This window comes from Maribacter sp. MS6 (assembly GCF_056839185.1).
In genome coordinates this window covers 1,289,924-1,310,879 of record NZ_CM166389.1, presented here as the reverse complement: position 1 = coordinate 1,310,879, position 20,956 = coordinate 1,289,924, and the positions used below count along the sequence as shown (strand labels likewise).

18 protein-coding genes and 2 tRNA genes are annotated in these 20,956 nt (G+C 40.7%); 3 read left to right on the top strand and 17 right to left on the bottom strand.

Annotated features, from left to right (window positions below):
• The first annotated feature begins 3 nt into the window (after positions 1-3).
• A complete protein-coding gene (locus MS6x_RS05950; RefSeq protein ID WP_482606039.1) occupies positions 4-1,791 on the top strand; it encodes an Ig-like domain-containing protein in 1,788 nt (595 codons plus the stop codon).
• Between the two features lie 81 nt (positions 1,792-1,872).
• Here the strand turns inward: MS6x_RS05950 and MS6x_RS05945 are convergent, their stop codons facing one another.
• The 11 genes from MS6x_RS05945 to MS6x_RS05895 form a co-directional block, all read right to left on the bottom strand.
• The gene (locus MS6x_RS05945; protein ID WP_482606038.1) at positions 1,873-3,690 is read right to left on the bottom strand and encodes an AMP-dependent synthetase/ligase; all 1,818 of its coding nucleotides are present in this window, start codon (positions 3,688-3,690) and stop codon (positions 1,873-1,875) included.
• Positions 3,691-3,810: 120 nt separating this feature from the next.
• Entirely contained in the window at positions 3,811-4,275 is a 465-nt protein-coding gene (locus MS6x_RS05940) for a MaoC family dehydratase (RefSeq protein ID WP_482606036.1), read from the bottom strand.
• A gap of 170 nt (positions 4,276-4,445) precedes the next feature.
• Entirely contained in the window at positions 4,446-5,183 is a 738-nt protein-coding gene (locus MS6x_RS05935) for an SDR family NAD(P)-dependent oxidoreductase (RefSeq protein ID WP_482606034.1), read from the bottom strand.
• A gap of 43 nt (positions 5,184-5,226) precedes the next feature.
• Complete coding sequence (locus tag MS6x_RS05930; RefSeq protein WP_482606032.1) at positions 5,227-6,207, bottom strand: NADPH:quinone oxidoreductase family protein; 981 nt, start codon at positions 6,205-6,207, stop codon at positions 5,227-5,229.
• 64 nt (positions 6,208-6,271) lie between these two features.
• Complete coding sequence (locus tag MS6x_RS05925; RefSeq protein ID WP_482606030.1) at positions 6,272-7,270, bottom strand: NADP-dependent oxidoreductase; 999 nt, start codon at positions 7,268-7,270, stop codon at positions 6,272-6,274.
• A gap of 46 nt (positions 7,271-7,316) precedes the next feature.
• Complete coding sequence (locus MS6x_RS05920; protein ID WP_482606029.1) at positions 7,317-8,087, bottom strand: enoyl-CoA hydratase/isomerase family protein; 771 nt, start codon at positions 8,085-8,087, stop codon at positions 7,317-7,319.
• Positions 8,088-8,094: 7 nt separating this feature from the next.
• Positions 8,095-8,850, bottom strand: coding sequence for an SDR family NAD(P)-dependent oxidoreductase (locus tag MS6x_RS05915; RefSeq protein ID WP_482606028.1), 756 nt, complete (start codon positions 8,848-8,850; stop codon positions 8,095-8,097).
• Between the two features lie 129 nt (positions 8,851-8,979).
• The gene (locus MS6x_RS05910) at positions 8,980-10,059 is read right to left on the bottom strand and encodes a phosphotransferase family protein (RefSeq protein WP_482606027.1); all 1,080 of its coding nucleotides are present in this window, start codon (positions 10,057-10,059) and stop codon (positions 8,980-8,982) included.
• A gap of 2 nt (positions 10,060-10,061) precedes the next feature.
• On the bottom strand, positions 10,062-11,279 hold the full coding sequence (locus MS6x_RS05905; RefSeq protein ID WP_482606025.1) for an acyl-CoA dehydrogenase family protein: 1,218 nt from the start codon (positions 11,277-11,279) through the stop codon (positions 10,062-10,064).
• Positions 11,280-11,288: 9 nt separating this feature from the next.
• Positions 11,289-12,059, bottom strand: coding sequence for a glucose 1-dehydrogenase (locus MS6x_RS05900; RefSeq protein ID WP_482606024.1), 771 nt, complete (start codon positions 12,057-12,059; stop codon positions 11,289-11,291).
• 82 nt (positions 12,060-12,141) lie between these two features.
• A complete protein-coding gene (locus MS6x_RS05895; RefSeq protein ID WP_482606022.1) occupies positions 12,142-13,953 on the bottom strand; it encodes an acyl-CoA dehydrogenase family protein in 1,812 nt (603 codons plus the stop codon).
• A gap of 218 nt (positions 13,954-14,171) precedes the next feature.
• Here MS6x_RS05895 and MS6x_RS05890 point away from each other — a divergent pair, with 218 nt between their 5' ends.
• Positions 14,172-15,041, top strand: a complete 870-nt coding sequence (locus tag MS6x_RS05890; RefSeq protein WP_482606021.1) for a bile acid:sodium symporter family protein — start codon at positions 14,172-14,174, stop codon at positions 15,039-15,041.
• A 147-nt stretch (positions 15,042-15,188) separates the two neighbouring features.
• Here the strand turns inward: MS6x_RS05890 and MS6x_RS05885 are convergent, their stop codons facing one another.
• From MS6x_RS05885 to mutS, 6 genes are all read right to left on the bottom strand, one after another.
• Positions 15,189-15,776: a Crp/Fnr family transcriptional regulator gene (locus MS6x_RS05885; protein WP_482606019.1), complete on the bottom strand. Its 588-nt coding sequence runs from the start codon at positions 15,774-15,776 to the stop codon at positions 15,189-15,191.
• Between the two features lie 155 nt (positions 15,777-15,931).
• A complete protein-coding gene (locus tag MS6x_RS05880) occupies positions 15,932-16,711 on the bottom strand; it encodes a cytochrome-c peroxidase (RefSeq protein WP_482607148.1) in 780 nt (259 codons plus the stop codon).
• A 41-nt stretch (positions 16,712-16,752) separates the two neighbouring features.
• Positions 16,753-17,112, bottom strand: a complete 360-nt coding sequence (locus MS6x_RS05875) for a cytochrome-c peroxidase (RefSeq protein WP_482606017.1) — start codon at positions 17,110-17,112, stop codon at positions 16,753-16,755.
• A gap of 192 nt (positions 17,113-17,304) precedes the next feature.
• Positions 17,305-17,388: transfer RNA gene (locus MS6x_RS05870), tRNA-Leu, on the bottom strand.
• Positions 17,389-17,444: 56 nt separating this feature from the next.
• Positions 17,445-17,519 (bottom strand) — tRNA-Gly (locus MS6x_RS05865).
• Positions 17,520-17,658: 139 nt separating this feature from the next.
• Positions 17,659-20,241 carry a DNA mismatch repair protein MutS gene (mutS, locus tag MS6x_RS05860; protein WP_482606015.1) on the bottom strand — a complete coding sequence of 861 codons (2,583 nt, stop codon included), beginning with the start codon at positions 20,239-20,241 and terminating at the stop codon, positions 17,659-17,661.
• A gap of 146 nt (positions 20,242-20,387) precedes the next feature.
• On the opposite strand from mutS, the gene MS6x_RS05855 reads away from it, so the two are divergent.
• Positions 20,388-20,918 (top strand): RNA methyltransferase, encoded by a 531-nt coding sequence (locus tag MS6x_RS05855; RefSeq protein WP_482606014.1) that lies wholly within the window; start codon positions 20,388-20,390, stop codon positions 20,916-20,918.
• Positions 20,919-20,956: the final 38 nt, after the last annotated feature.

Below are 20,956 nucleotides of genomic sequence, written 5' to 3'. Positions count from 1 at the left end.
ATTATGAAGAAACAAGTCATTTTTAGTTTGCTTTTTGTAGCATATTCGTTGATAGGATGGTCGCAATATGTGGTAAAATCACCTACCGAGTTGGAGAGTCTAAAAAAACTGCCGCAAGAGAAGGTCTACTTGGACCACACCGGGCCTGTAGTGTTTGCAGGAGAATACTTGTATTATGCCCTCTACTGTTTTAATGCCCAAAGCAATAAGCTTACGAATATTAGTAAGCTAGGGTATGTTGCCTTGGTAAACGATAAAAAGGAATTTCTTTTTGAGCATAAGTTAAAGATGGATGGTGGGCTAGGTCAGGGTGATTTCTTTATTTCTACCGATATTCCATCAGGAACTTACAAACTACTGGGCTATACGCAGTGGATGAAAAATAATGGTGTTGCGCAAGTATTCAAGGATGATATCGTTATTATAAATCCCTATTTGGCAGACCAATCCAATTTATTAGGCAGTACAAATACCTCATCAGACCTTAATGAAAATGTGAAAGACCGAAATAGTAGGATGATCGATTCTTCTACGGTTTCATTTTCTATAGACAAGGCAAACTATAACCAAAGGGAAAAAGTAAAACTCTCATTAAAAAACTACAAAGGCTATTTAGGTAATGGTGCCTACACGATAAAAGTTATAAATAAATCGCATCTAGTAAAGAATTTGTTTATGGATGCTAAGAGCTATGCCGATGCTTATTTTAATGTAGACAAACAAATTAAACAGCAGGTAGGCGATAGTCTTTTTTTACCTGAACAACGCGGAGAGCTGTTCTTTGGAAGAGTAACCGATGCCAATAATGAGCCTGTTGCAGATAAGCCGGTAGTGATATCCATACCCGGAAAGGAGTTTTTATTAAAATTTTCAAGAACGGACGACGATGGAAATTTCTACTCCTATCTTAGAAAAGATTATAAGGTTTCCACGGCAGTGGTTCAAGTCGAGGACGAAGCTACCAAGTACGATATCAAAAAGGGGGACATTGGAAACTTGGATATATCCGATCTGTCATTTGACAGGTACACCTTCTCGGCAAAGGATAAGGAGGCTATTATTGCACGCAGTATCCGCAACCAAATTGAAAATCATTATTTTCAGGTAAAACCAGATTCTGTTTTGCAGGGGGATCCAATTGATCCGTTTGACGGCGGAACGCCGGAAACCCTGTTATTGGACGATTATACTCGTTTTCCCACGTTTGAAGAGACTGTAGTAGAAATTGTGAACAATGCTGGGTATAGAAGTGGAGGAAAGGGTAATGACTATGTTAAGGTGGCTCAAGACTATGAAACCTATGACGAAGAGTTTAATGATTTTTCTTCCATCATTTTAATAGATGGTGTTTTTATACCAAATCACGAAACGATAAGAACCTATGATGCCAGAAACATAGAAAAAATAAGTTTGATCAGGGATAAGTTTCGATTAGGAGGGGTCGATTATCAGGGAATCGTTTCGGTAGAGACTTTTGATGGTAACTATTTAGAAATGCATAATTATGAAAATAGTGCGGTAATAAATATTAAAAAACCAGAACCCGTAAAAAACTACTACAACCAACGGTATGATTTAGAAGATATACGCTTTTCAAGGATTCCGGATTACCGAAGTCTTCTTTTTTGGAAGCCACATCTTATAATCGATAAAAACAGTTATGAATTTGAGTTCTATACTTCGGATGTTACCGGTGAATATGAAATTATGTTAAACGGATTTACATCGTATGGCAAACCTATAACCTTAACAAAATCTTTCAGTGTTACCGATAGTAATAGTACAAATTAAAACCTAGTCACTATAATGCTAGTTTAAACCCTGATTTGTTTGTAAGTATAGATGTGACTTAGACCTATTTTATAACGCCATTTACAAATATAATTCCTCAATTTCCTTTTTAAACTTCTCCCGGATAACCCTACGTTTTAGTTTTAGGGTTGGTGTTAGTTCGGCTTCTGCGCCATCTTCATGCACTGGCAACCAAGACGAACTAATCAATTTAAATTTTTTCACTTGTTCTATATGGCTGAATTGGGGGTTGTAAAGGCCAATCACTTTTTCATATTTGGAAATAACGGCTTCATTTTGAATCATTTCATCCAAGCTTGTCCAATCTAGTTTTTTGTGGGCGCACCAATTCTTTAAGGAGACTTCAGCAGGAACAATAAGTGCAGTAACAAACTTTTGCTTGTCGCCAACGACCATCATTTGTTCTATCAGAAAGTCTTCTTTCATTTTGTTTTCGATGGGAGCTGGAGCAACATATTTGCCCCCAGATGTTTTTAGTAGCTCCTTCTTCCGGTCTGTAATCTTTAAAAATTCAATGCCAGATTTTCCCTTAATCAGTTTGCCAATATCTCCTGTGCAGAAGTATTTTTTACCATCAACTTCTTTAAAGACTGTGGCGTTTATCTCTGGTTTCTTGTAATATCCTTGCATTACATTAGGTCCGTGCGCCAATATCTCACCCTCATTCTCGGCATAATTACCATCTGAAGAATCTATCTTCAGCGAAACACCAGGAATGGCATATCCAACTGTGCCAATAAAGGCTCCACCAGGCTCTATGCTGTTTACGGTAAGTGTGGGGGAAGTTTCTGTAAGGCCGTAAGCCTCTCGAACGGGAATACCTGCTGCACAGAATACGCTAAGTATTTTTGATGGGCAAGGAGCCGCTCCTGTAACGATCATTCGTATATTGCCCCCTAAAGCATCGCGCCATTTACTGAAAATCAGTTTATCTGCCACTTTCCATTTTAATTTTTTGGTAAACGAAAGTTGTTGATCTAGTTCGTAATCATCGGTGAGGTTCAAGGCCCAAAAAAATAGATTTTTCTTTACGCCTTCTAAAGCAAGTCCTTTATTGTAAATGGCTTCGTACACTTTTTCCAACAATCTAGGTACGGTAGAAAATACAACAGGACGTACGCTTGCTAAATCGCCTTCTGGCCCACTAAGGTTATCGGTTCCGCAAAAATAAACTGCAGCCCCTTTGTAACAATAAGCAAAGGAAACCGCACGTTCATAGACATGACACAAGGGCAAAAAACTTAGGGTTTTCTCTCCCGGCTGTAAAGGCAGAAATCTGGAAGTTTCGACAATAACATGCATGATGTTGCTATGTGTTAACATCACCCCTTTCGGGTTTCCTGTGGTTCCAGAGGTGTAAATAATAGTGACCAAGTCGTCCGCTTTAATAGCGGTCTTTATTTCTTCTACTTCATGTAGTTTTGATGGGTCTAAAATAGTTTCCCAAAATGGACCTATTGAATCTTGGTCAAAGGTGTAAATATGTGAAAGTGCAGCACAATTTTTTTGTGCTTGGGCTAGTTTATCGAACAAATCCAATCCACCACAAAACGCTGCTTTGACCTCGGCTTCATTTAAAATATATTCGTATTCGTTTGGACTTATTGTTGGATATAGTGGAATACTTATCATTCCGGCCATTTGAATGGCAAAATCCATAATCACCCATTCTGGCCTATTTTTATAGGAAGAAATAGCAATTTTATCGCCGGGTTTAAATCCTAAATGCAGTAATCCTGAAGCTGCTAGCTCTGCCGATTCCAATACTTTTTGGGAACTATATGATTTCCACTTGCCATCTATATTCCTAGAATTTAAGGCATTGTCAATAGGAAAATTGGTGACCTGGTGGTGCAAAAGATCAAAGAGTCTTGTCATAGCGCAGTAAGTTCTAGATTATTGTTGATTATAAGTCAATGAAAAACAGTATAATGTACAAATAATTTCAATGCTTTTAAGCGCTGTACTTCCTAAGTTTGCTTTTTTTCCTCTTAGTATTTAGGCGAACATTAAACTAATGAATTCGGCTACACAAGCAGGTTTTTCTACTCCTTTGATTTCCACGCTACAGTTCCATGTTATCTTTAATCCATTATCACCATACGCTTCGATGTTTGAAATGATGGTGTGCAATCGGATTTTACTGTCTACCAGAACTGGACTCGGAAAACGGACTTTGTTTAATCCGTAATTTACGCCCATAGTGGCAGAATCTACCGTAATAAGATCGGTCAATAATTTGGACAAAAGCGAGACGGATAGAAAACCGTGGGCGATGGGTTTTTTGAAAGGGGAATGTTTTTTAATTTTTTCTAAATCGACATGTACCCATTGAAAATCCTGTGTGGCTTTGGCGAAATCGTTGATCATCTCCTGAGTAATGGTCAACCATGCCCCGGCTGGAAGTTCCGTTCCTACAAAAGTTTTGAATTCGGTAAAATCCGTAATATGTACTTGTGCCATAGTTTATTATTAGTCTTAGAATGAGTTTAATGCTGTGATAGGAGTAAGCAGTTTAACATGTTAAAGTGTGTTTTTTGCCAACTGCAACTGCCAACTGTTACTGCTAACTAAGATTCGCTATAAAAAAGTAAACTTTACCCAACGCTTATAGATAAGTTCAGTTTAATGATTTACCTCGCCGTTCCACCATCAATAGTTAAACAGATACCGGATACGAATCGCGCTTCATCGGAAGCAAGGTATAAATAGCCATAGGCGATATCGATGGGTTCTGCCGCGGTTTTCAGAGGAATACTTGCCTTGATTGCATCTAAATGCGCTGTTGGAATGTCAGCGACCATGTCGGTCAACGTAAAGCCAGGTGCAACTGCGTTTGCTGTAATCCCATATTTACCTAGTTCCATAGTCCATGTCTTTGACATGGCAATGACGCCTGCTTTTGTAGCTGCATAATTTGTCTGGCCAAAATTACCGCGGAGGCCAACGTTGGAAGCAGCACTAACAATACGGCCATAGTTATTTGCTTTCATAAAGGGTGCAACTGCCTGTGTGCAGATAAAAACCCCTTTAAGGTTCACATCAATAACAGCATCCCACTCTTCCATACTCATTTTTTCTAGCGTACGATCACGGGTAATGCCCGCATTATTGATGAGGATATCAATTTTTCCATAGGTTTTGTTGACATTTTCTAATAGTGCATCAATTGCGCTTTTATCTGTTACAGAAACGGAATGATATTCAGCGACACCTCCATTGGCGATGATGCGTTCTGCAACTTGTTGCCCTTGAGCTAACAGGTCAACAATAATTACTTTAGCCCCTTCTTTTGCAAACAGTGCTGCAATGGCCTCTCCGATACCTCTGGCACCGCCAGTTACGATAGCTACTTTATCTTTTAATCTCATAGTTTAATTTTTAGATGCTCTTTCGTTGCTTTTGATTCTTGATTTAAGCTTCCACTTGTATGACCAATTTACCCTTTGCCTTTCTTTGCATCATAGCTTCAAGGGCTTTTGGAGCGTCTTTTAATTCGTATATTTTATCGATATGAGGATTTAATTTCCCCTCTGCATACCATTGCATTAAAGTCATCGTATTCTGCATATTTTCCTTGGGTTGTCCCATGGCAAAACCACCCCAAAAAACACCTACAACCGAAGCGCCTTTCAATAATGGTAGGTTCAACGGAAGTTTGGGAATATGCCCTGATGCAAATCCAATGACCAAATACCTTCCATTCCAAGCCATACCTCTAAAGGCGTTTTCGGTATAATCGCCACCTACGGGATCATAAATAACATCGACCCCTTTGTTTTTGGTCAATGCTTTTATTGACGCCTTTAAATCTTCTGTGTTATAATTGATGGTTTCATCTGCACCATACTGTCTGCATAGTTCTAATTTTTCATCTGAAGCAGCAGCGGCAATCACATGGGCACCCATAAGTTTACCTAATTCCACTGCGGCTAATCCAACGCCACCTGAAGCACCTAAGACCAAAAGGGTTTCTCCTTTTTGAAGTTTTGCCCGATTCTTAAGTGCATGGAAAGAAGTGCCATACCCCATCATAAAAGATGCTGCTATAGGGAAGTCCATTTGTGTTGGTTTTGGGAAACAAGCATTGCCAGGAATCAAAACTTCCTCGGCCATTGCACCATGGGCCACAAAGCCAAAAACTTCATCCCCTACATTGAGATGTTTTATGTCTTCACCTACAGCTTTTACCACCCCTGCCACATCACTACCAGGTGTAAACGGCAACTGTGGCTTAATCTGATATAGTCCTTGAATAATCAAGGTATCAGGGAAATTTATCCCACAGGCTTTTACGCTAACCAGGACTTCTCCTTTTCCCGGGTTTAAATTTTCTATCTCCTCTAGCACCAACGTGGAAGGCGGACCGTAAGTGTTACATCGAATTGCTTTCATTTATGCTGAATTTAGTTCAGTTTCTTTGTGATTTCCTCTGGTTGCTTATGCTAGCGTCTAGATTTTAGTCGATTACCTTCAATACCAATTTCCCTTTTTTATCACCACTAAATAATCTATTGTACGTCTCTGGAAAATTTTCGATGCCTTCATAAATGGCTTCTCTACTTTTAAGCTTGCCTTCCGCCATCCATTGGCCCAATTGCATGGCTCCTTCTCGGTATCGATCTGCATAATCAAAGACTACCATACCTTGCATACTGGCTCGGTTGACCAAAAGTGAAAGGTAATTACTGGGGCCTTTTATTGCCGTTTTGTTATTGTACTGCGAAATTGCTCCACAGATAACAATACGGGCGTGACGACGCAAGCGGGTTAAGGCAATGTCTAAAATCTCACCACCTACATTGTCAAAATAGACATCGATGCCTTTGGGGCAATGTTCTTTTAGTTTTGTAGCTACATTTTCATTTTTATAATCAATACACGCGTCAAAGCCCAATTCATCAACTACATAGGTACACTTATCAGCTCCGCCAGCAATACCCACTACGGTACAGCCTTTTATTTTTGCTACTTGTCCCACGACGCTTCCTACCGCACCAGCGGCACCGGAAACTAGGACAATATCACCAGGTTTGATTTTTCCTACTTCGGTGATACCAAAATAGGCCGTCATCCCAGTCATTCCCAAGGTGCCGATGTAGGTAGGCAAAGGTGCCATTTTTGGATCTACGGGATAATAACCTTCACCATCCGAAACCACATATTGCTGCACACCACCTGTACCAGCTACATACTGACCGACTTTGAATTTTGGATTTTTCGATTCAATGATTTCACCCACAGAACCCGCGCGCATCACGGAGCCAATTTCCATTGGGGCAATATAGGATTTGGAATTGTTCATCCAGCCACGCATGGCCGGATCTAAGGATACATAATGTTGTTTGATTAAGATTTGCCCTTCCTCGATTTCGGGGATTGGATTACTTACCAACTCCCATGTGGAAGCATCTGCGGCTCCGGTAGGCCTTTTGACGAATAATAGTTGTTTGTTCATGACTACGTTATTTTTCTAATTCCGGCTCTGACCAGAATCTGTTGTTTTACTTTTTTTTATTGGAAAAGCTAGCGACATACGCCTCCATTTTTGCCCTAATCTCTGGTTTCCACCACAGCTCCGACGCTTCTTTTAAAGCGTTTCCTGCCTGTAGATCCAATTTTTCCAAGAGGTGTTTTCTAATTTTGTATTTGGTGTTTTTTAGAATTTCTTGATCTGCTTTTAAGTAGCCTTGCATTTGTTTTTCAGCGCGTTCAACTACATGATCTAAGGGTGTCAATTCATCTACTAGGCCTGCTGTTACCGCCTCTTTTCCTGATAGTAATTTCCCTTCTAAAATATAGCGACTAGCAAGTCCGTCACCCATCCAAAAGGCATATATTTCAGTTAGGTTCTGACTGATTTGAATATTGACAGCCACCTCGTTTAGCCCGATAACATAATTGTCGCCCTTGGCCATATATCGATTATCACTCGTGACGGCCAATACGCAGCCACCTGCAGGGGAATGCCCTGTAATAGCAGAAATAAAGGGTTTTGGGAACTGTACCAGCTCTAAGTACAAAGCGCCAAAATCATTGAAAAATGACGTTATCTGTGCTTTATCATACCGTATAAGTTCAATTAAGTCCAGCCCAGCGGAAAAAAAATGTGGCTGTCCAGTTAGTATTGCACCTTTGACTTCAGGATCTTTTTCTAAGTTGGCAAATACTTCGCGCAGTTCATCTACCATTTCTTGGTTGATTGCATTTACTTTTCCCCGGTTCATTTGAACTAGGGTGTAGCCTTCTTTTTTAGTTAGTATAAGGTTTTTCATATTTTTTTTATAAGGATGTTCCCCCGTCCAAGGTGATAGTTTGCCCTGTAACGAATTTAGAATTATCGGAAGCTAGCCAACAAATGGCTTCAGCAATTTCTTGTGCTTCGCCAAAACGTCCCATAGGAATCATATGTTTTAGTTTGTCCTCTATAGTAGGACTTGAGGCTAATAATTGGTCCAATAAAGCGGAGTGTGTAAAACCGGGACAGACCGCATTGATGCGAATCTTTTTCCTACCGTACTCTAAGGCCGCTGATTTCGTCATTCCCACCACTGCGTATTTACTTGCGCTGTAAGATAGGTTGTTCCCGGATGCCTTTAATCCCGCCAGAGATGCTACATTTACGATATTACCATGACCTTGAAGGGTCATCTGTTTTAGCGCTACTTGCATACAGTAAAAAACACCGGTCTGATTTACCGCAATTACATTGTGCCAATCGTCATGCGTATGCTCAGCGGTTTTGAGTTGTTTCTTGCCGCCAATTCCCGCATTATTTACCATAATATCCAAGTGCCCATGGGTTGCTACAGTTTCGGTAATTAAAGCTTCCACCGCATCAAAATGGGTAACATCTGTTTCAATCGGTTCTGCTTTTCCGCCCGCTGCTATTATTTCGCCTACCGTGTTTTTAGCTTTTTCCAGATTGATGTCCGAAACGATAACGATAGCACCATGTGTTCCGAAGAGTTTTGCCGTAGCTGCTCCTATTCCGCTGCCAGCACCTGTGATAATAACTATTTTATTTTTTAAATTCATGAATCGTATGTGTTATTCATTATCGTTCCTACGGTAATCTTTGATTTAGTAAATTTAGTATCGACCGTTTAAAGTTCTGGTTGTATTTCTAATGCGCAAATCTTTTTGTCTTTCTTAGGATTCGTTAGTTCAATATAAATCGTCAATCTTATTTTTTTGAATGGCTTGCCAAGCCGTATTACAACATAGTTCCGATGCTTTGTTCAAATGGGCAAATTTAGGGTCTTGTGTATGGCCATGTTTGTACCGATAATATATCTGTTGGGCGATGACGGCAATTTTAAAAAGTCCGTACACATAATAAAAAACGAGGTTGTCAATTTTTCTTCCACTTTTCAGCGCATATTCCTGTACAATGTCCGTCCTGCTGGGATTGCCTTCCATTACGGTAGGGGAGGGTAAACCTTGTTTCATTAAATCAGGATCGGTCGCGGTGATCCAATAGCCTAATGAAGTGCCCAAGTCCATTAAGGGGTCTCCTAAAGTACACATCTCCCAATCCAAGATGGCGGTAATTTCGGACCAGCTATCATCTTTAAAAATCACATTGTCGTACTTAAAGTCGTTGTGAATAAGGGAGCGGTCATAGTGTTTTGGTTGCTGTTCTTGCATCCAGGTCATCACTTTTGTCGCTACGGGTACATCATCGGTAGCAGCTGCCAGATATTGCTTGCCCCAATTCTGGACTTGACGTTCCACATAGCCTTCCGGTCTTCCTAAATCGCCAAGGCCTGCCTCCTTGTAATCAATTTGATGGAAAGCTACAAAGGTATCTAACCAAGTATTGGCAATCGTTTTAAACGCCTGTGGCGTAACCTGTTTTTGATACGCAGTTTTGGCGGTCAGGATAATGCCATCTACCTTTTCCATAATATAGAATGGAGCGCCAATAATCGCTGTGTCCTCGCAAAAAACCTCTGCCTTTGGTGCTTTTTCGAAAACAGGATTCAAGTGCTTTAGTACTTTGTATTCGCGACCCATATCATGACCCCGTTTTGGTGCTGAAAAAGGAGGTCTGCGGAGTACAAGCTCTTTATCTTCAATCTGTAACAAATAGGTTAGATTGGAATAGCCATTTGAAAATTGACTCACATTCAACTCATTATCTATGGAATTCAACAGATGCTGTTCCAAAAGAAACTGTTTTATTTTTTCTTCAGGAAGTTCTTCCCCTTTTCTAACTGGTTTTGTGGTTTGGATTACTGCCATGATTACCCCTTCGCGTATTTTTTAATGGTGTTCTTGCCCAGTTGACTCATATGCACCTCATCTGGACCATCGGCCAAACGTAGGGTCCGTGCCGCCGCATAAAAATGTGCCAAGGGTGCGTCATCGCTCACCCCTTTACCGCCCATTATCTGAATGGCACGGTCAATGACGGCCAAGGCCATATTAGGTGCCACAATTTTAATCATGGCGATGAGGTCCTTTGCCTCTTTATTACCTTGCTTATCCATTTTATCCGCTGCGGAGAGCGTCAATAGGCGTGCTTGCTGAATTTCACAGACCGATTTCGCAATGTCCTGCCTTATGCTGCTATAGGTATCCAGTGTACGTCCAAAGGGTTTGCGGGCTACCGTTCTTTCAGACATTAATTCCAAGGCCCGTTGCGCCATACCAATAAGTCGCATGCAGTGGTGTATCCGGCCAGGTCCTAATCGGCCTTGGGCAATTTCAAATCCTTTTCCTTCCCCAACCAATATATTCGATTTTGGAACCCGTACATTGTCCAATAGAATTTCGGCATGACCTTCAGGAGAATCGCTATAACCAAATACCGGAAGATGTCTAACAATGGTTAATCCGGGTGTGTCCATGGGAACCAGGATCATACTTTGTTGTACATGCCTTGGGGCATCAAAATCCGTCTTACCCATAACGATGGCGATTTTGCATTCTGGGTCCATTGCTCCTGATGACCACCATTTTTTTCCGTTAATCACATAATCGTTCCCATCGGCAACGATACCTGTTTCAATGTTGGTGGCATCGGAGGAGGCTACATCTGGCTCGGTCATTAAAAAAGCCGAACGGATGTTCCCATCTAGTAAGGGCTGTAGCCATTTTTTTTGTTGTTCTGGAGTTCCGTACTTCGCTAAGACTTCCATATTTCCAGTATCCGGCGGACTACAATTAAAAACTTCCGAGGCCCACAGGGTGCGGCCCATAATTTCTGCTAAGGGTGCGTATTCCAAATTGGTAAGCCCAGCACTATAATCTCCATAATTGTTGGGAAGAAAAAGATTCCATAAGCCTTCCGCTTTGGCCTTCTCCTTTAAATTTTCCAATCCAGGCCATTTAGTCCATGCGTTTTTTGGGTCAAGGTTAAAGGCATCGACCTCATGCTCTACCGGAAGCAGCTGTTCAGTTATAAATGTTTTTAATTTTTCTTGAAGTTCCAAAGACTTCTGGGTATACTCAAAATCCATTTGCTTGTTTTATCCTGAAATTAAATAGCCTCCATCGGCAGCGTAAACGCCTCCGGTCATATAAGATCCAGCATCAGATGCCAGCAACATTACTAATCCCGCCATTTCATCGGGTTCCGCCATACGCTGTAGGGGTACCATTTGGTTATACCCAGCGACCAGTTTTTCATTGGACCATAGGCTTTCGCTAAACTTCGTTTTGATGAGTCCAGGACAAACTGCATTGGATCGGATGCCATAACGGCCCCATTCCTTTGCTTGGTTTTTGGTCATCATAATTAGGGCAGCTTTGGTCATGCTATACAACCCCAATCGGAAACCTGGATGGATGCCTTCTACGGAGGCAATATTGATGATGCTACCCCCTTTTTCTTTCATGTGTGCCTGTGCTAAATTGGAAAGTAGCCACGGTGCCTTTACGTTCACGTTCATGATTTTGTCAAATACGGCTTCATCAGAGCCTTCCAAAGGACCATAATACGGGTTGATAGCGGCGTTATTGACCACAATATCAATACGGCCATAGGTATCCATGGTTTGCGAAATCAAATTTTCACATTGCGATGTATCCCCAATATGACAAGCGATACCAATGGCTTCCCATCCTTTTTCTTTGAAATCATTGGCAACTGCATCTACGGCATCCTGTTTTCTGCTACTGACAACCACTTTTGCACCATGCTCTGCTAAACCTTGGGCGATAGATTTTCCTATCCCCTTACTAGACCCTGTGATGATTGCTACTTTTCCGATAAGGTCAAATCTTTCTTTTATGCTCATTTATTTATGCTTTTGTGCTATTCGCTTTACGCTAAAGGCTTATCTTATCTCCCATTTTTTGGAGAGGTAGTTCTTATCTATATTAAATAAAGACTTTTTTATCTGCCCCGATAGTCAAGCTTTTTCCGTTCATTATAATTTCTGCTAGTCCGGTTGTTTTGGGTAATTCATACGTAAAGTAAAATTCCATAGTATGTATTTTACTTTCATAAAAATCTTTGCTGTGTTCAAAAGAATCGCTGGCTATAGCCTGTTGTGCCTCACGACCCATATCCAACCAAAGCCATCCAACGAGTATATTGGAGAAAAATTCCATGAAAGGCGTGGCATCGGCCAAAAAGCGTTCATAATCCCCTTTCATAGCATAGCCCATTAATGATTGTAAAACCTTTTGGGTCAATTCGAGTTTTTCGCCCAATTTTTTAGCATATGGCGATAGGGTTTCATGCGCCATGCTCGCCTTTATGCTTTTGGTGATTTCTTCTGATAAGAGTTGCAGTGCCTTGCCATTTTCCATGGTTACTTTTCGGCCTAATAAATCTTGTGACTGTATCCCGGTAGTACCTTCATAAATAGAAAAAATGCGAATGTCACGCAGGTATTGTTGCAAAATATAATCGGAACAGAAGCCATAGCCACCCAAAACTTGAACGCCGTTATCGACTGCAATCTTGCCCATTTCAGAGGGGTAGGTTTTTACAACGGGAGTTAAAATCTCTAACAGCAGTTTATATTTTTCTCGTTGTTCCAAATCAGTATGTGAAACAGAATAATCATGATATTTGGCGGTTAGAAACACTAAGCTCAAGGATCCTTCCGAAACAGCTTTTTGCAATAGCAGCATACGACGAACATCTGGATGATTTATGATTAAGGTCTGTTCTTGGTTGACATCTTTTTTACCTGTACTTGCCAATTTGCGTCCTTGTGCGCGTTCATGGGTATAATTTAAGGAGGTATGGTAGGCAGCCGTTGCTATGGCAGCTGCACCACGGCCAACTGCAATACGAGCGCCGTTCATCATCAAGAACATGTACTTAAGCCCTTTGTGGGGTTCCCCCACCAACCAACCTTGGCAATCTTCTTTATCGCCAAAAAATAGATGTGTCGTGCAATAGCCTTTTTGTCCCATTTTTTCGAAATCAGCAACAGTCTGGACATCATTGGGTCTTAAACTACCATCGGTATTTGGTCTATTTTTGGGAACTACAAAAAGTGAAATTCCTTTGGTTCCGGCAGGTGCCCCTTTGATTCGCGCTAAAACGAGGTGGACTATATTTTCGGCCCCTTGGTAATCCCCTCCAGAAATAAATATTTTCTGTCCGTGGATTTTATAGGAATCCCCGTCCGGCGTAGCCGTGGTAATGATGTCAGACAAGGAACTTCCTGCCTGTGGTTCCGTTAAGCACATGGTACCGCCCCACGCGCCTTCGAGCATTTTGGGGACATACGTATCGTTTAGGTGCTCGTTCCCAAAATGGGTAATCAGTTCGGCGGCACCTATAGTAAGTCCTATATAGCCCGGAAGGTGATTGTTTGCGGCTTCTTGTACATATCCCAAAGCATTCATTACCATGGATGGTAGTTGAAGTCCGCCATTTTTATAGGGAAAAGCTCCGGCAATAAAGCCCATCTCCCCAGCTGCTTTCATGTATTTGTTTACTTGCGGATGCACAACGATTTCCCCGTCCTTGAAGTGGGCGGGGTTTTCGTCCATCTCTCTGTAAAAAGGAAATAATTCCTTATCAGAAAACTCTTTTGCCGAATTAAGTAACATATCAATAGAATCTTTGTCATATTCCTCGTAATTAGGCATTTCCAAGACGTCTTGAAGTTGGTTTACGCGGTAGAGTAAAAATTTAAGCGTTTCTAAATCTATATATTCATTTGCCATGATGGAGTCCGTTTAAAATATTCCTCCTCAAGGTAATTCAATTTCTGGCGAAATCCATTAAACTGGTATAATAAACAAGAATGGGTTGTGCTTAGATGCTTTTACGGTATTATTCGTTCTTGGATGAGGTATATCCGATAGATGCTAGAACTTAGCCCCGATACGCTGTAAAATCTCTTATATTTAGCCTATAACTGTAGAACTAAACTTACTTGCCGATGGATACTATCTCCAATGCTATTTTAGCCTTTTCGTTGATCATTATCATGTTCGGTATGGGGCTTTCGTTGAGCCTCAGAGACTTTGCGGCTGTTTTCTTAAAGCCAAAAGCGATTATTATTGGCCTAGTTTGTCAATTGATTTTATTGCCTATAGTGGGTTTTACCTTAATCGGGATATTTACCTTAAAAGCGGATATTGCTATTGGAATCATAATTTTGGCCGCTTGTCCGGGAGGTCCCACGTCTAATCTGATTACCCACTTGGCAAACGGAGATACTGCACTTTCGGTTTCAATGACAGCGGCCTGTAGTTTTATTACGTTACTGACCATCCCTTTTATTATCAACTTAGGCTTACAAAAAGTATTAGGAGCGGGGACCTTGATTCAATTGAATGTGCTACAGACCATATTACAAGTGTTTGTAGTTGTGATTGTTCCGGTCGCCTTTGGAATGCTTTTAAACGCCAGACGTCCCAAGTTTTCGTTGCGGATGCAAAAACCTGTGAAACGTGCTTCGGGTATCTTTTTTGTTATTGTTCTTTTGGCAATTATCATTAAGGAAAGAGCAACCTTATTTTCGAACCTTGAAGAAGCGGGGTTGGCTTCCCTAAGTTTAAACTTGATTACCATGGCACTAGGCTATGGTCTGGCCTATCTTTTTAGGTTATCCCTAAAACAACGTATTTCGATTACTATAGAAGGAGGTATCCAAAACGGTACGTTGGGGATTTCTATTGCCACTATTCTCCTGAACAATACCGCCTATGCCATTGCTCCTGCGGTTTACGGGGTCATCATGTTTTTGACTGCGGGACTGTTTATATTTTGGAGTACGCAACAATCAAAAAAGAGGGTGGATTTTTAGGGGCTAGAGCGTAGTTTTTAGAGGTAATAAAAGGTTTCATGTTTCAAGGATACAGTTTTGGAAGGTTCAGTTCTCAAGACGTATGGCTAATAGCCTACTTAGGTGGTAGTCTTGAAATTTGTATTTGTTTTTGAACTTGAATTTCCATCACCCTTTCCCTAAACGTTTTCTAAGCTTAGAAAGCCCAACTGGCGTAATGCCTAAATAAGAGGCGATGAGGTATTGTGGTACACGTTGTAATAAATCTGGTCGTTTGTGTAGGATTCTTAGATAGCGTTCTTCGTTACTTTTATTGTTGGTTCGGTCTACCCGATGAAACATTTTAAGGAAGGCTTCTTGCATGGATAATCTGCCAAAGCGCTCCAATTGGTGCGATGATTCAAATGATTTTTCTGCCCTATCTTTCCGCACGGCCAATATAACACTAGGCTCCAAAGCTTCCAAGTAGCACTGGGAGGGAACACCTTTTACATAAGCTATTAAGTCTGTAAAAAAAACATCTTGTGTATAAAACTCCAACACTTGAGGTTCGCCTTCTTCCATCTTATAATAGGAGATGCAACCGCTGTCTAGATAATAGAAATAGGCTACGGAATCACCTTCGGAAATCAATCGTTCTCCCTTTCCTAAGACTATTACCTCATAAAAACGCAAGGCATCCTTCAATTGTAGATGGTCTACATGGGTATAGGACAACACCTTTTTTCTTATGTTTTTAAAAACATCCGGATTCATTGTGTTCTTGCTAATTAACTTCTATGATGATATCATTTCAAAGATAGATAATATCCTGTTTTTCTGGGCTAGTTATGTTTTCGTTCCGGATAATGAGACAAGTTTTACGAGTTAATACCTATTGTAATTTGAACACTAAAATGTGCTTATACCAATCATTGAATATTCCCACCAACGGGAAGTCCACTAGGAACGGCTTTGGGAATCTCCTTGTCGAAGTTATCATCGTTTAAGGTGTTTAAAAAAGAGATGATCAGTGACATTTCCTTTACACTGAGTTCAAGCTCTAGAACAAAAGGGTCGTAACGCTCGGCAAGAACATTTTTATTCCGAACTTTTGCATTTGAGATATCCTCATAAAATTCTAATACACGCCGTAGACTTTGTAAATTGCCGTTATGCATATATGGTGCTGTAAACCGTAGGTTTCTCAAGGTTGGGGTACGGAAGGCAAAAGTATCCGCTACGCCAGCATCAGGAATGGGTAACTTGCTATTTTCTGGTGTTCCCAGAACATGTAGTTTATAGTCCGAAAACATAGGGCCGTTATGGCAATTGATACAACCCACGGTTTTAAATAACTCCATACCCTCTTTTTCTGACACAGTAATGGCATCCCGTTTCCCCCTCATATATTGGTCGAAACGCGAATTGTTGCTAATGATGGTCCGTTCAAATGTGGCGATAGCTTTTGCAAGGTTTTCCGCTGTTATAGCATCTTTTTCGCCAAAGGCCTGCTCAAAGAGTCGTTGGTATTCCGGTATAGTGTTTAATCGGTCTATTACGTTTTGTAGTATTTCGATTTCTGGGACCCCGTGCCCGCGCATTTCCTCAAATGCCTTAATAGGTTCCAAGGCTTGTTTTTCCAAACTTTTTACTCGATCGTCCCAGAACATGGGCGCAGTTTCCGGTTCGTATCGGTTGTTCTGATCTATTCCGTTAAAGGCGGCGTTTATTATGGTTTGGGCATTGCGTTTTACAAAAGGAATATCGTTGGGGCATTGAATTTACGTTTACTGCCCAAGCCCATAGCATTGGGTCCTATGCTGAGGTCTAAAAATTCAGTATAGCCATTTTTTGGATGATGACAAGTAGCACACGCCACATCTCTGCTCCCTGACAGAATAGGGTCAAAGAAAAGTAGTTTTCCCAAGGTTTCCTTTACTTTGGAAGAAGGATTGTCAAAGGGTTCTTTTATGGTTTTTGGTAGGGCGGTTATTTTTTTAGGATTACTAGCTTTTACAAGCGTCTTTTTTTCTTCTTGTATGTTTTCGCCGCAGCGTATAAGGCCTAAGCCTAAAATGACATAGAGAAAGATGGTTTGTGCTGCACGCATAAAGGTGTACGTCTTAGATACTTAAAGATACTTAATTTATAGAGCCAAGTATTCAACTTGAATTGAAACTAGTTGCCTTCAAAATGCTTTGCCTAATTTTTAGGTGCTCTGGATTCGTAAAAGTAAGATTGACGAGGTAAGCATAGAAACCAAAAAAACCCTTGAAAATCAAACGATTAACAAGGGTCTTCGTACTCGAGATGGGACTTGAACCCATACGGACTAATGTCCATTGGATTTTAAGTCCAACGTGTCTACCAATTCCACCACTCGAGCTCCTAATATCCTATAAAAAGATATGGACAAAAAAAACGCTGACCAGCAGCGTTTTTTGGAGCGAAAAAAGGGATTCGAACCCTCGACCTCCACCTTGGCAAGGTGATGCTCTACCCCTGAGCTACTTTCGCATGTATAAGCTATTTAAAAGAACATCATTCGCTATGAATGCGGGAGCAAATTTAATACATTTCTATAAATTCCAAAGTATTTTCTTCTAAAAATTGATGCTAAATCCTCTTTTAAAAAGGTAGCCATCCATAATAAATCCTAACTCGTTGCCTTCTTGTTCTTTGTGAGCAGTCGTTTTATCTCGTTTAATTTCATTAGGGCTTCAACTGGCGTAAGCGTATTGATGTCCAAATGGAGAATTTCTTCTTTTATTTCCTCTAAAAGTGGGTCGTCAAGATTAAAAAAGCTCAATTGCATCTCATCTTGCGCTGAATGTAGTTTTTCTGTAAGTTCTTCGTTAGAGTGTGATTTTTCTAATTTTTTTAGGATTTTATTAGCCTTTTGGATTACTTGTTGCGGCATTCCGGCCATTTTGGCAACATGAATACCAAAGCTGTGTTCACTACCTCCAGGTGTTAACTTTCTTAAAAACAACACATTGTCTTTGAGCTCTTTTACAGAAACGTTGTAATTTTTAATACGGTCAAAGGTAGATGACATCTCGTTGAGCTCGTGGTAGTGGGTGGCGAAAAGTGTTTTGGCCCTAGCAGGATGTTCGTGCAAAAACTCTGATATCGACCAAGCAATAGAAATGCCATCGTAAGTACTCGTGCCTCGACCAATTTCGTCCAGTAGTACCAAGCTCCTTTCGGATAGGTTATTCAAAATAGAGGCGGTTTCATTCATTTCTACCATAAAGGTAGATTCTCCCATAGATATATTGTCACTCGCACCAACGCGTGTAAAGATTTTGTCTACATATCCTATGGTAGCTGACTCGGCAGGAACAAAACTTCCCATTTGTGCCAGCAGTACGATAAGCGCGGTTTGCCTTAGTATGGCAGATTTACCACTCATATTGGGTCCGGTAATCATTATAATCTGTTGGTTGTTTCTATTTAGAACCACATCGTTGGCTATATAGACTTCGCCTAAGGGTAATTGTTTTTCTATCACCGGATGTCTTCCATTGACAATGTTGATATCCGTAGAGTCATTGAGTTCTGGCGCAACATAATTGCTTTCTTTTGCTAATTGAGTAAAACCACAAAGACAATCGAGATGGGCAATGAGTTGAGCGTTATTTTGTACGGGTGCAATATACTCCTGCATCCACAATATCAGTTGGGAAAACAGCTGTTGTTCTAGGCTGGTAATCCGTTCTTCTGCACCTAGTATCTTAGCTTCATATTCTTTAAGTTCTTCTGTGATATAACGTTCTGCATTTACTAGGGTCTGTTTGCGAATCCATTCTTCCGGTACTTTGTCCCTGTGTGTGTTTCGTACTTCAATATAATAACCAAAAACGTTGTTAGATGCTATTTTGAGTGAGGTAATTCCTGTGGCCTCCGTTTCCCTGCGCAACATATTGTCCAAGTAGCCCTTACCTTGAGAAGCAAGACCGCGTAACTCATCTAGTTCTTCAGAATATCCGGCTGCGATTACACTTCCTTTTAGGATATTTACCGGAGCTTCTTCGTTTAGCATCTCCTTTATTTTTCCTCTCAGAAGATCGCAAGATTGCAATTGGTCTCCTATAAGCGCGAGGGCATCATTGTCCGAAGTGACGGCCAATTGTTTTATTGGAACGATCGCTTCCATGGAGTTTTTGAGCTGAACAACCTCTTTAGGGTTGACTTTGCCAGTGGATATTTTGGAAATAAGCCGTTCCAAATCTCCCATTTGGGAAATGTTCGATTGAAATTTTTCAAGTAATGGTTCATTCTCCATCAAATGGCTTACCACTTGATGTCTCCCTTTTATTTTTTGAATACTCTTTAACGGAAGTGCCAACCATCGCTTGATCATTCTACCGCCCATTGGCGAAATTGTCTTGTCTATAACGTCAATAAGTGTTACCGCATTAACATTTGTAGACTGATACAACTCTAAATTTCTGATGGTGAAGCGATCCATCCAAATATATTCGTCCTCTGTAATACGTTGCAAGGTGTTGATGTGCTGCAGCTGCCTGTGTTGTGTTTCAGAAAGATAGTGCAACACTACTCCGGCAGCTACAATACCATGGGCCAAATGATCCACACCAAAACCTTTTAAGGTTTTGGTTTTGAAGTGGTTGGTAAGGTTCTCCGAGGCATAGTCTTCTTGAAAAACCCAATCCTCCAAATAGAAGGTGTGGAACTGGGCCCCAAAAACTTCATTGAACTCTTTTTTATGCGCTTTCGAAATCAGTACCTCGTTCGGGGCGAAGTTTTGCAGTAGTTTATCTATTTGCTCTTCATTACCCTCTGCGGTCAAGAACTCACCTGTGGAGATGTCTACAAAGGATACGCCTAGTTTCTTTCTGCCAAAGTGTACAGCACATAAAAAGTTATTACTCTTTGCGCTAAGAATATCGTCATTTAAGGAAACACCTGGGGTTACCAATTCCGTTACCCCTCGTTTTACGATAGTTTTTGTTAGTTTTGGATCTTCTAATTGATCGCAAATAGCTACGCGCTGCCCAGCTTTGACCAGTTTGGGTAAATACGTGTTCAAGGAATGGTGGGGAAAGCCTGCAAGTTCTGTCCGTTCGCCGCCATTGTTTCTATTGGTAAGAATAATACCTAGGATTTTCGCAGCTTTTACCGCGTCTGCCCCAAATGTTTCGTAAAAATCCCCGACACGAAACAACAACATGGCATCAGGATACTTGGTCTTGATGGTGTTGTATTGCTTCATTAATGGGGTTACCTTTTTTATCTTGTTTTTACCTGCCACTTTTTTAAGATCTACCTATTTTTGTTCGATACTAACGAATATATAGCATTCTCCTTGGGATTCTTATTTTTGTTGATATTTAAGGGTTATAGTTGAAAAGTATTGCAATGAGAAAGCTAAAAAACGAGGAATTGGACAGATTGGATGTTTCCCAATTCAAGACGGCAAGAAAAACCAAAGTAAGTATTGTTCTTGATAATATTAGAAGCCTAAATAACATAGGTTCCGTATTTAGAACGGCCGATGCTTTTCTTATAGAAAAAATTTACCTCTGTGGAATTACCGCAAAGCCACCACATAAGGATATTCATAAAACTGCCTTGGGCGCAACGGATAGTGTTTCTTGGATGTATGCATCCGATACATTAGCGCTTGTGGAAGAGCTGAAAAAAGAGGGAAATATCGCAATCGCGGTGGAGCAAGCGGAAGGATCCATACAATTACAACATTTTATGCCAACAATGAACAATTCTTACGTGCTTATTTTTGGTAATGAAGTGAAAGGTGTAGACCAAAAGGTTGTTGCTGCCTGTGATACGGTACTGGAAATCCCACAATTTGGAACCAAGCATTCTTTAAATATTTCAGTTAGTGTTGGGGTAGTAGTATGGGACTTTTGGGCTAAGTTAAATGCATAAAAAAACCCAACACGTGTTGGGTTTTTGGTATAGTTTGA

Excerpts from the sequence above, each read along its gene's own strand:
- MS6x_RS05950 (WP_482606039.1), top strand. The coding sequence starts at position 4 with ATGAAGAAACAAGTCATTTTTAGTTTGCTTTTTGTAGCATATTCGTTG.
- MS6x_RS05945 (WP_482606038.1), bottom strand. The coding sequence starts at position 3,690 with ATGACAAGACTCTTTGATCTTTTGCACCACCAGGTCACCAATTTTCCT.
- MS6x_RS05940 (WP_482606036.1), bottom strand. The coding sequence starts at position 4,275 with ATGGCACAAGTACATATTACGGATTTTACCGAATTCAAAACTTTTGTA.
- MS6x_RS05935 (WP_482606034.1), bottom strand. The coding sequence starts at position 5,183 with ATGAGATTAAAAGATAAAGTAGCTATCGTAACTGGCGGTGCCAGAGGT.
- MS6x_RS05930 (WP_482606032.1), bottom strand. The coding sequence starts at position 6,207 with ATGAAAGCAATTCGATGTAACACTTACGGTCCGCCTTCCACGTTGGTG.
- MS6x_RS05925 (WP_482606030.1), bottom strand. The coding sequence starts at position 7,270 with ATGAACAAACAACTATTATTCGTCAAAAGGCCTACCGGAGCCGCAGAT.
- MS6x_RS05920 (WP_482606029.1), bottom strand. The coding sequence starts at position 8,087 with ATGAAAAACCTTATACTAACTAAAAAAGAAGGCTACACCCTAGTTCAA.
- MS6x_RS05915 (WP_482606028.1), bottom strand. The coding sequence starts at position 8,850 with ATGAATTTAAAAAATAAAATAGTTATTATCACAGGTGCTGGCAGCGGA.
- MS6x_RS05910 (WP_482606027.1), bottom strand. The coding sequence starts at position 10,059 with ATGGCAGTAATCCAAACCACAAAACCAGTTAGAAAAGGGGAAGAACTT.
- MS6x_RS05905 (WP_482606025.1), bottom strand. The coding sequence starts at position 11,279 with ATGGATTTTGAGTATACCCAGAAGTCTTTGGAACTTCAAGAAAAATTA.
- MS6x_RS05900 (WP_482606024.1), bottom strand. The coding sequence starts at position 12,059 with ATGAGCATAAAAGAAAGATTTGACCTTATCGGAAAAGTAGCAATCATC.
- MS6x_RS05895 (WP_482606022.1), bottom strand. The coding sequence starts at position 13,953 with ATGGCAAATGAATATATAGATTTAGAAACGCTTAAATTTTTACTCTAC.
- MS6x_RS05890 (WP_482606021.1), top strand. The coding sequence starts at position 14,172 with ATGGATACTATCTCCAATGCTATTTTAGCCTTTTCGTTGATCATTATC.
- MS6x_RS05885 (WP_482606019.1), bottom strand. The coding sequence starts at position 15,776 with ATGAATCCGGATGTTTTTAAAAACATAAGAAAAAAGGTGTTGTCCTAT.
- MS6x_RS05875 (WP_482606017.1), bottom strand. The coding sequence starts at position 17,112 with ATGCGTGCAGCACAAACCATCTTTCTCTATGTCATTTTAGGCTTAGGC.
- mutS (WP_482606015.1), bottom strand. The coding sequence starts at position 20,241 with ATGAAGCAATACAACACCATCAAGACCAAGTATCCTGATGCCATGTTG.
- MS6x_RS05855 (WP_482606014.1), top strand. The coding sequence starts at position 20,388 with ATGAGAAAGCTAAAAAACGAGGAATTGGACAGATTGGATGTTTCCCAA.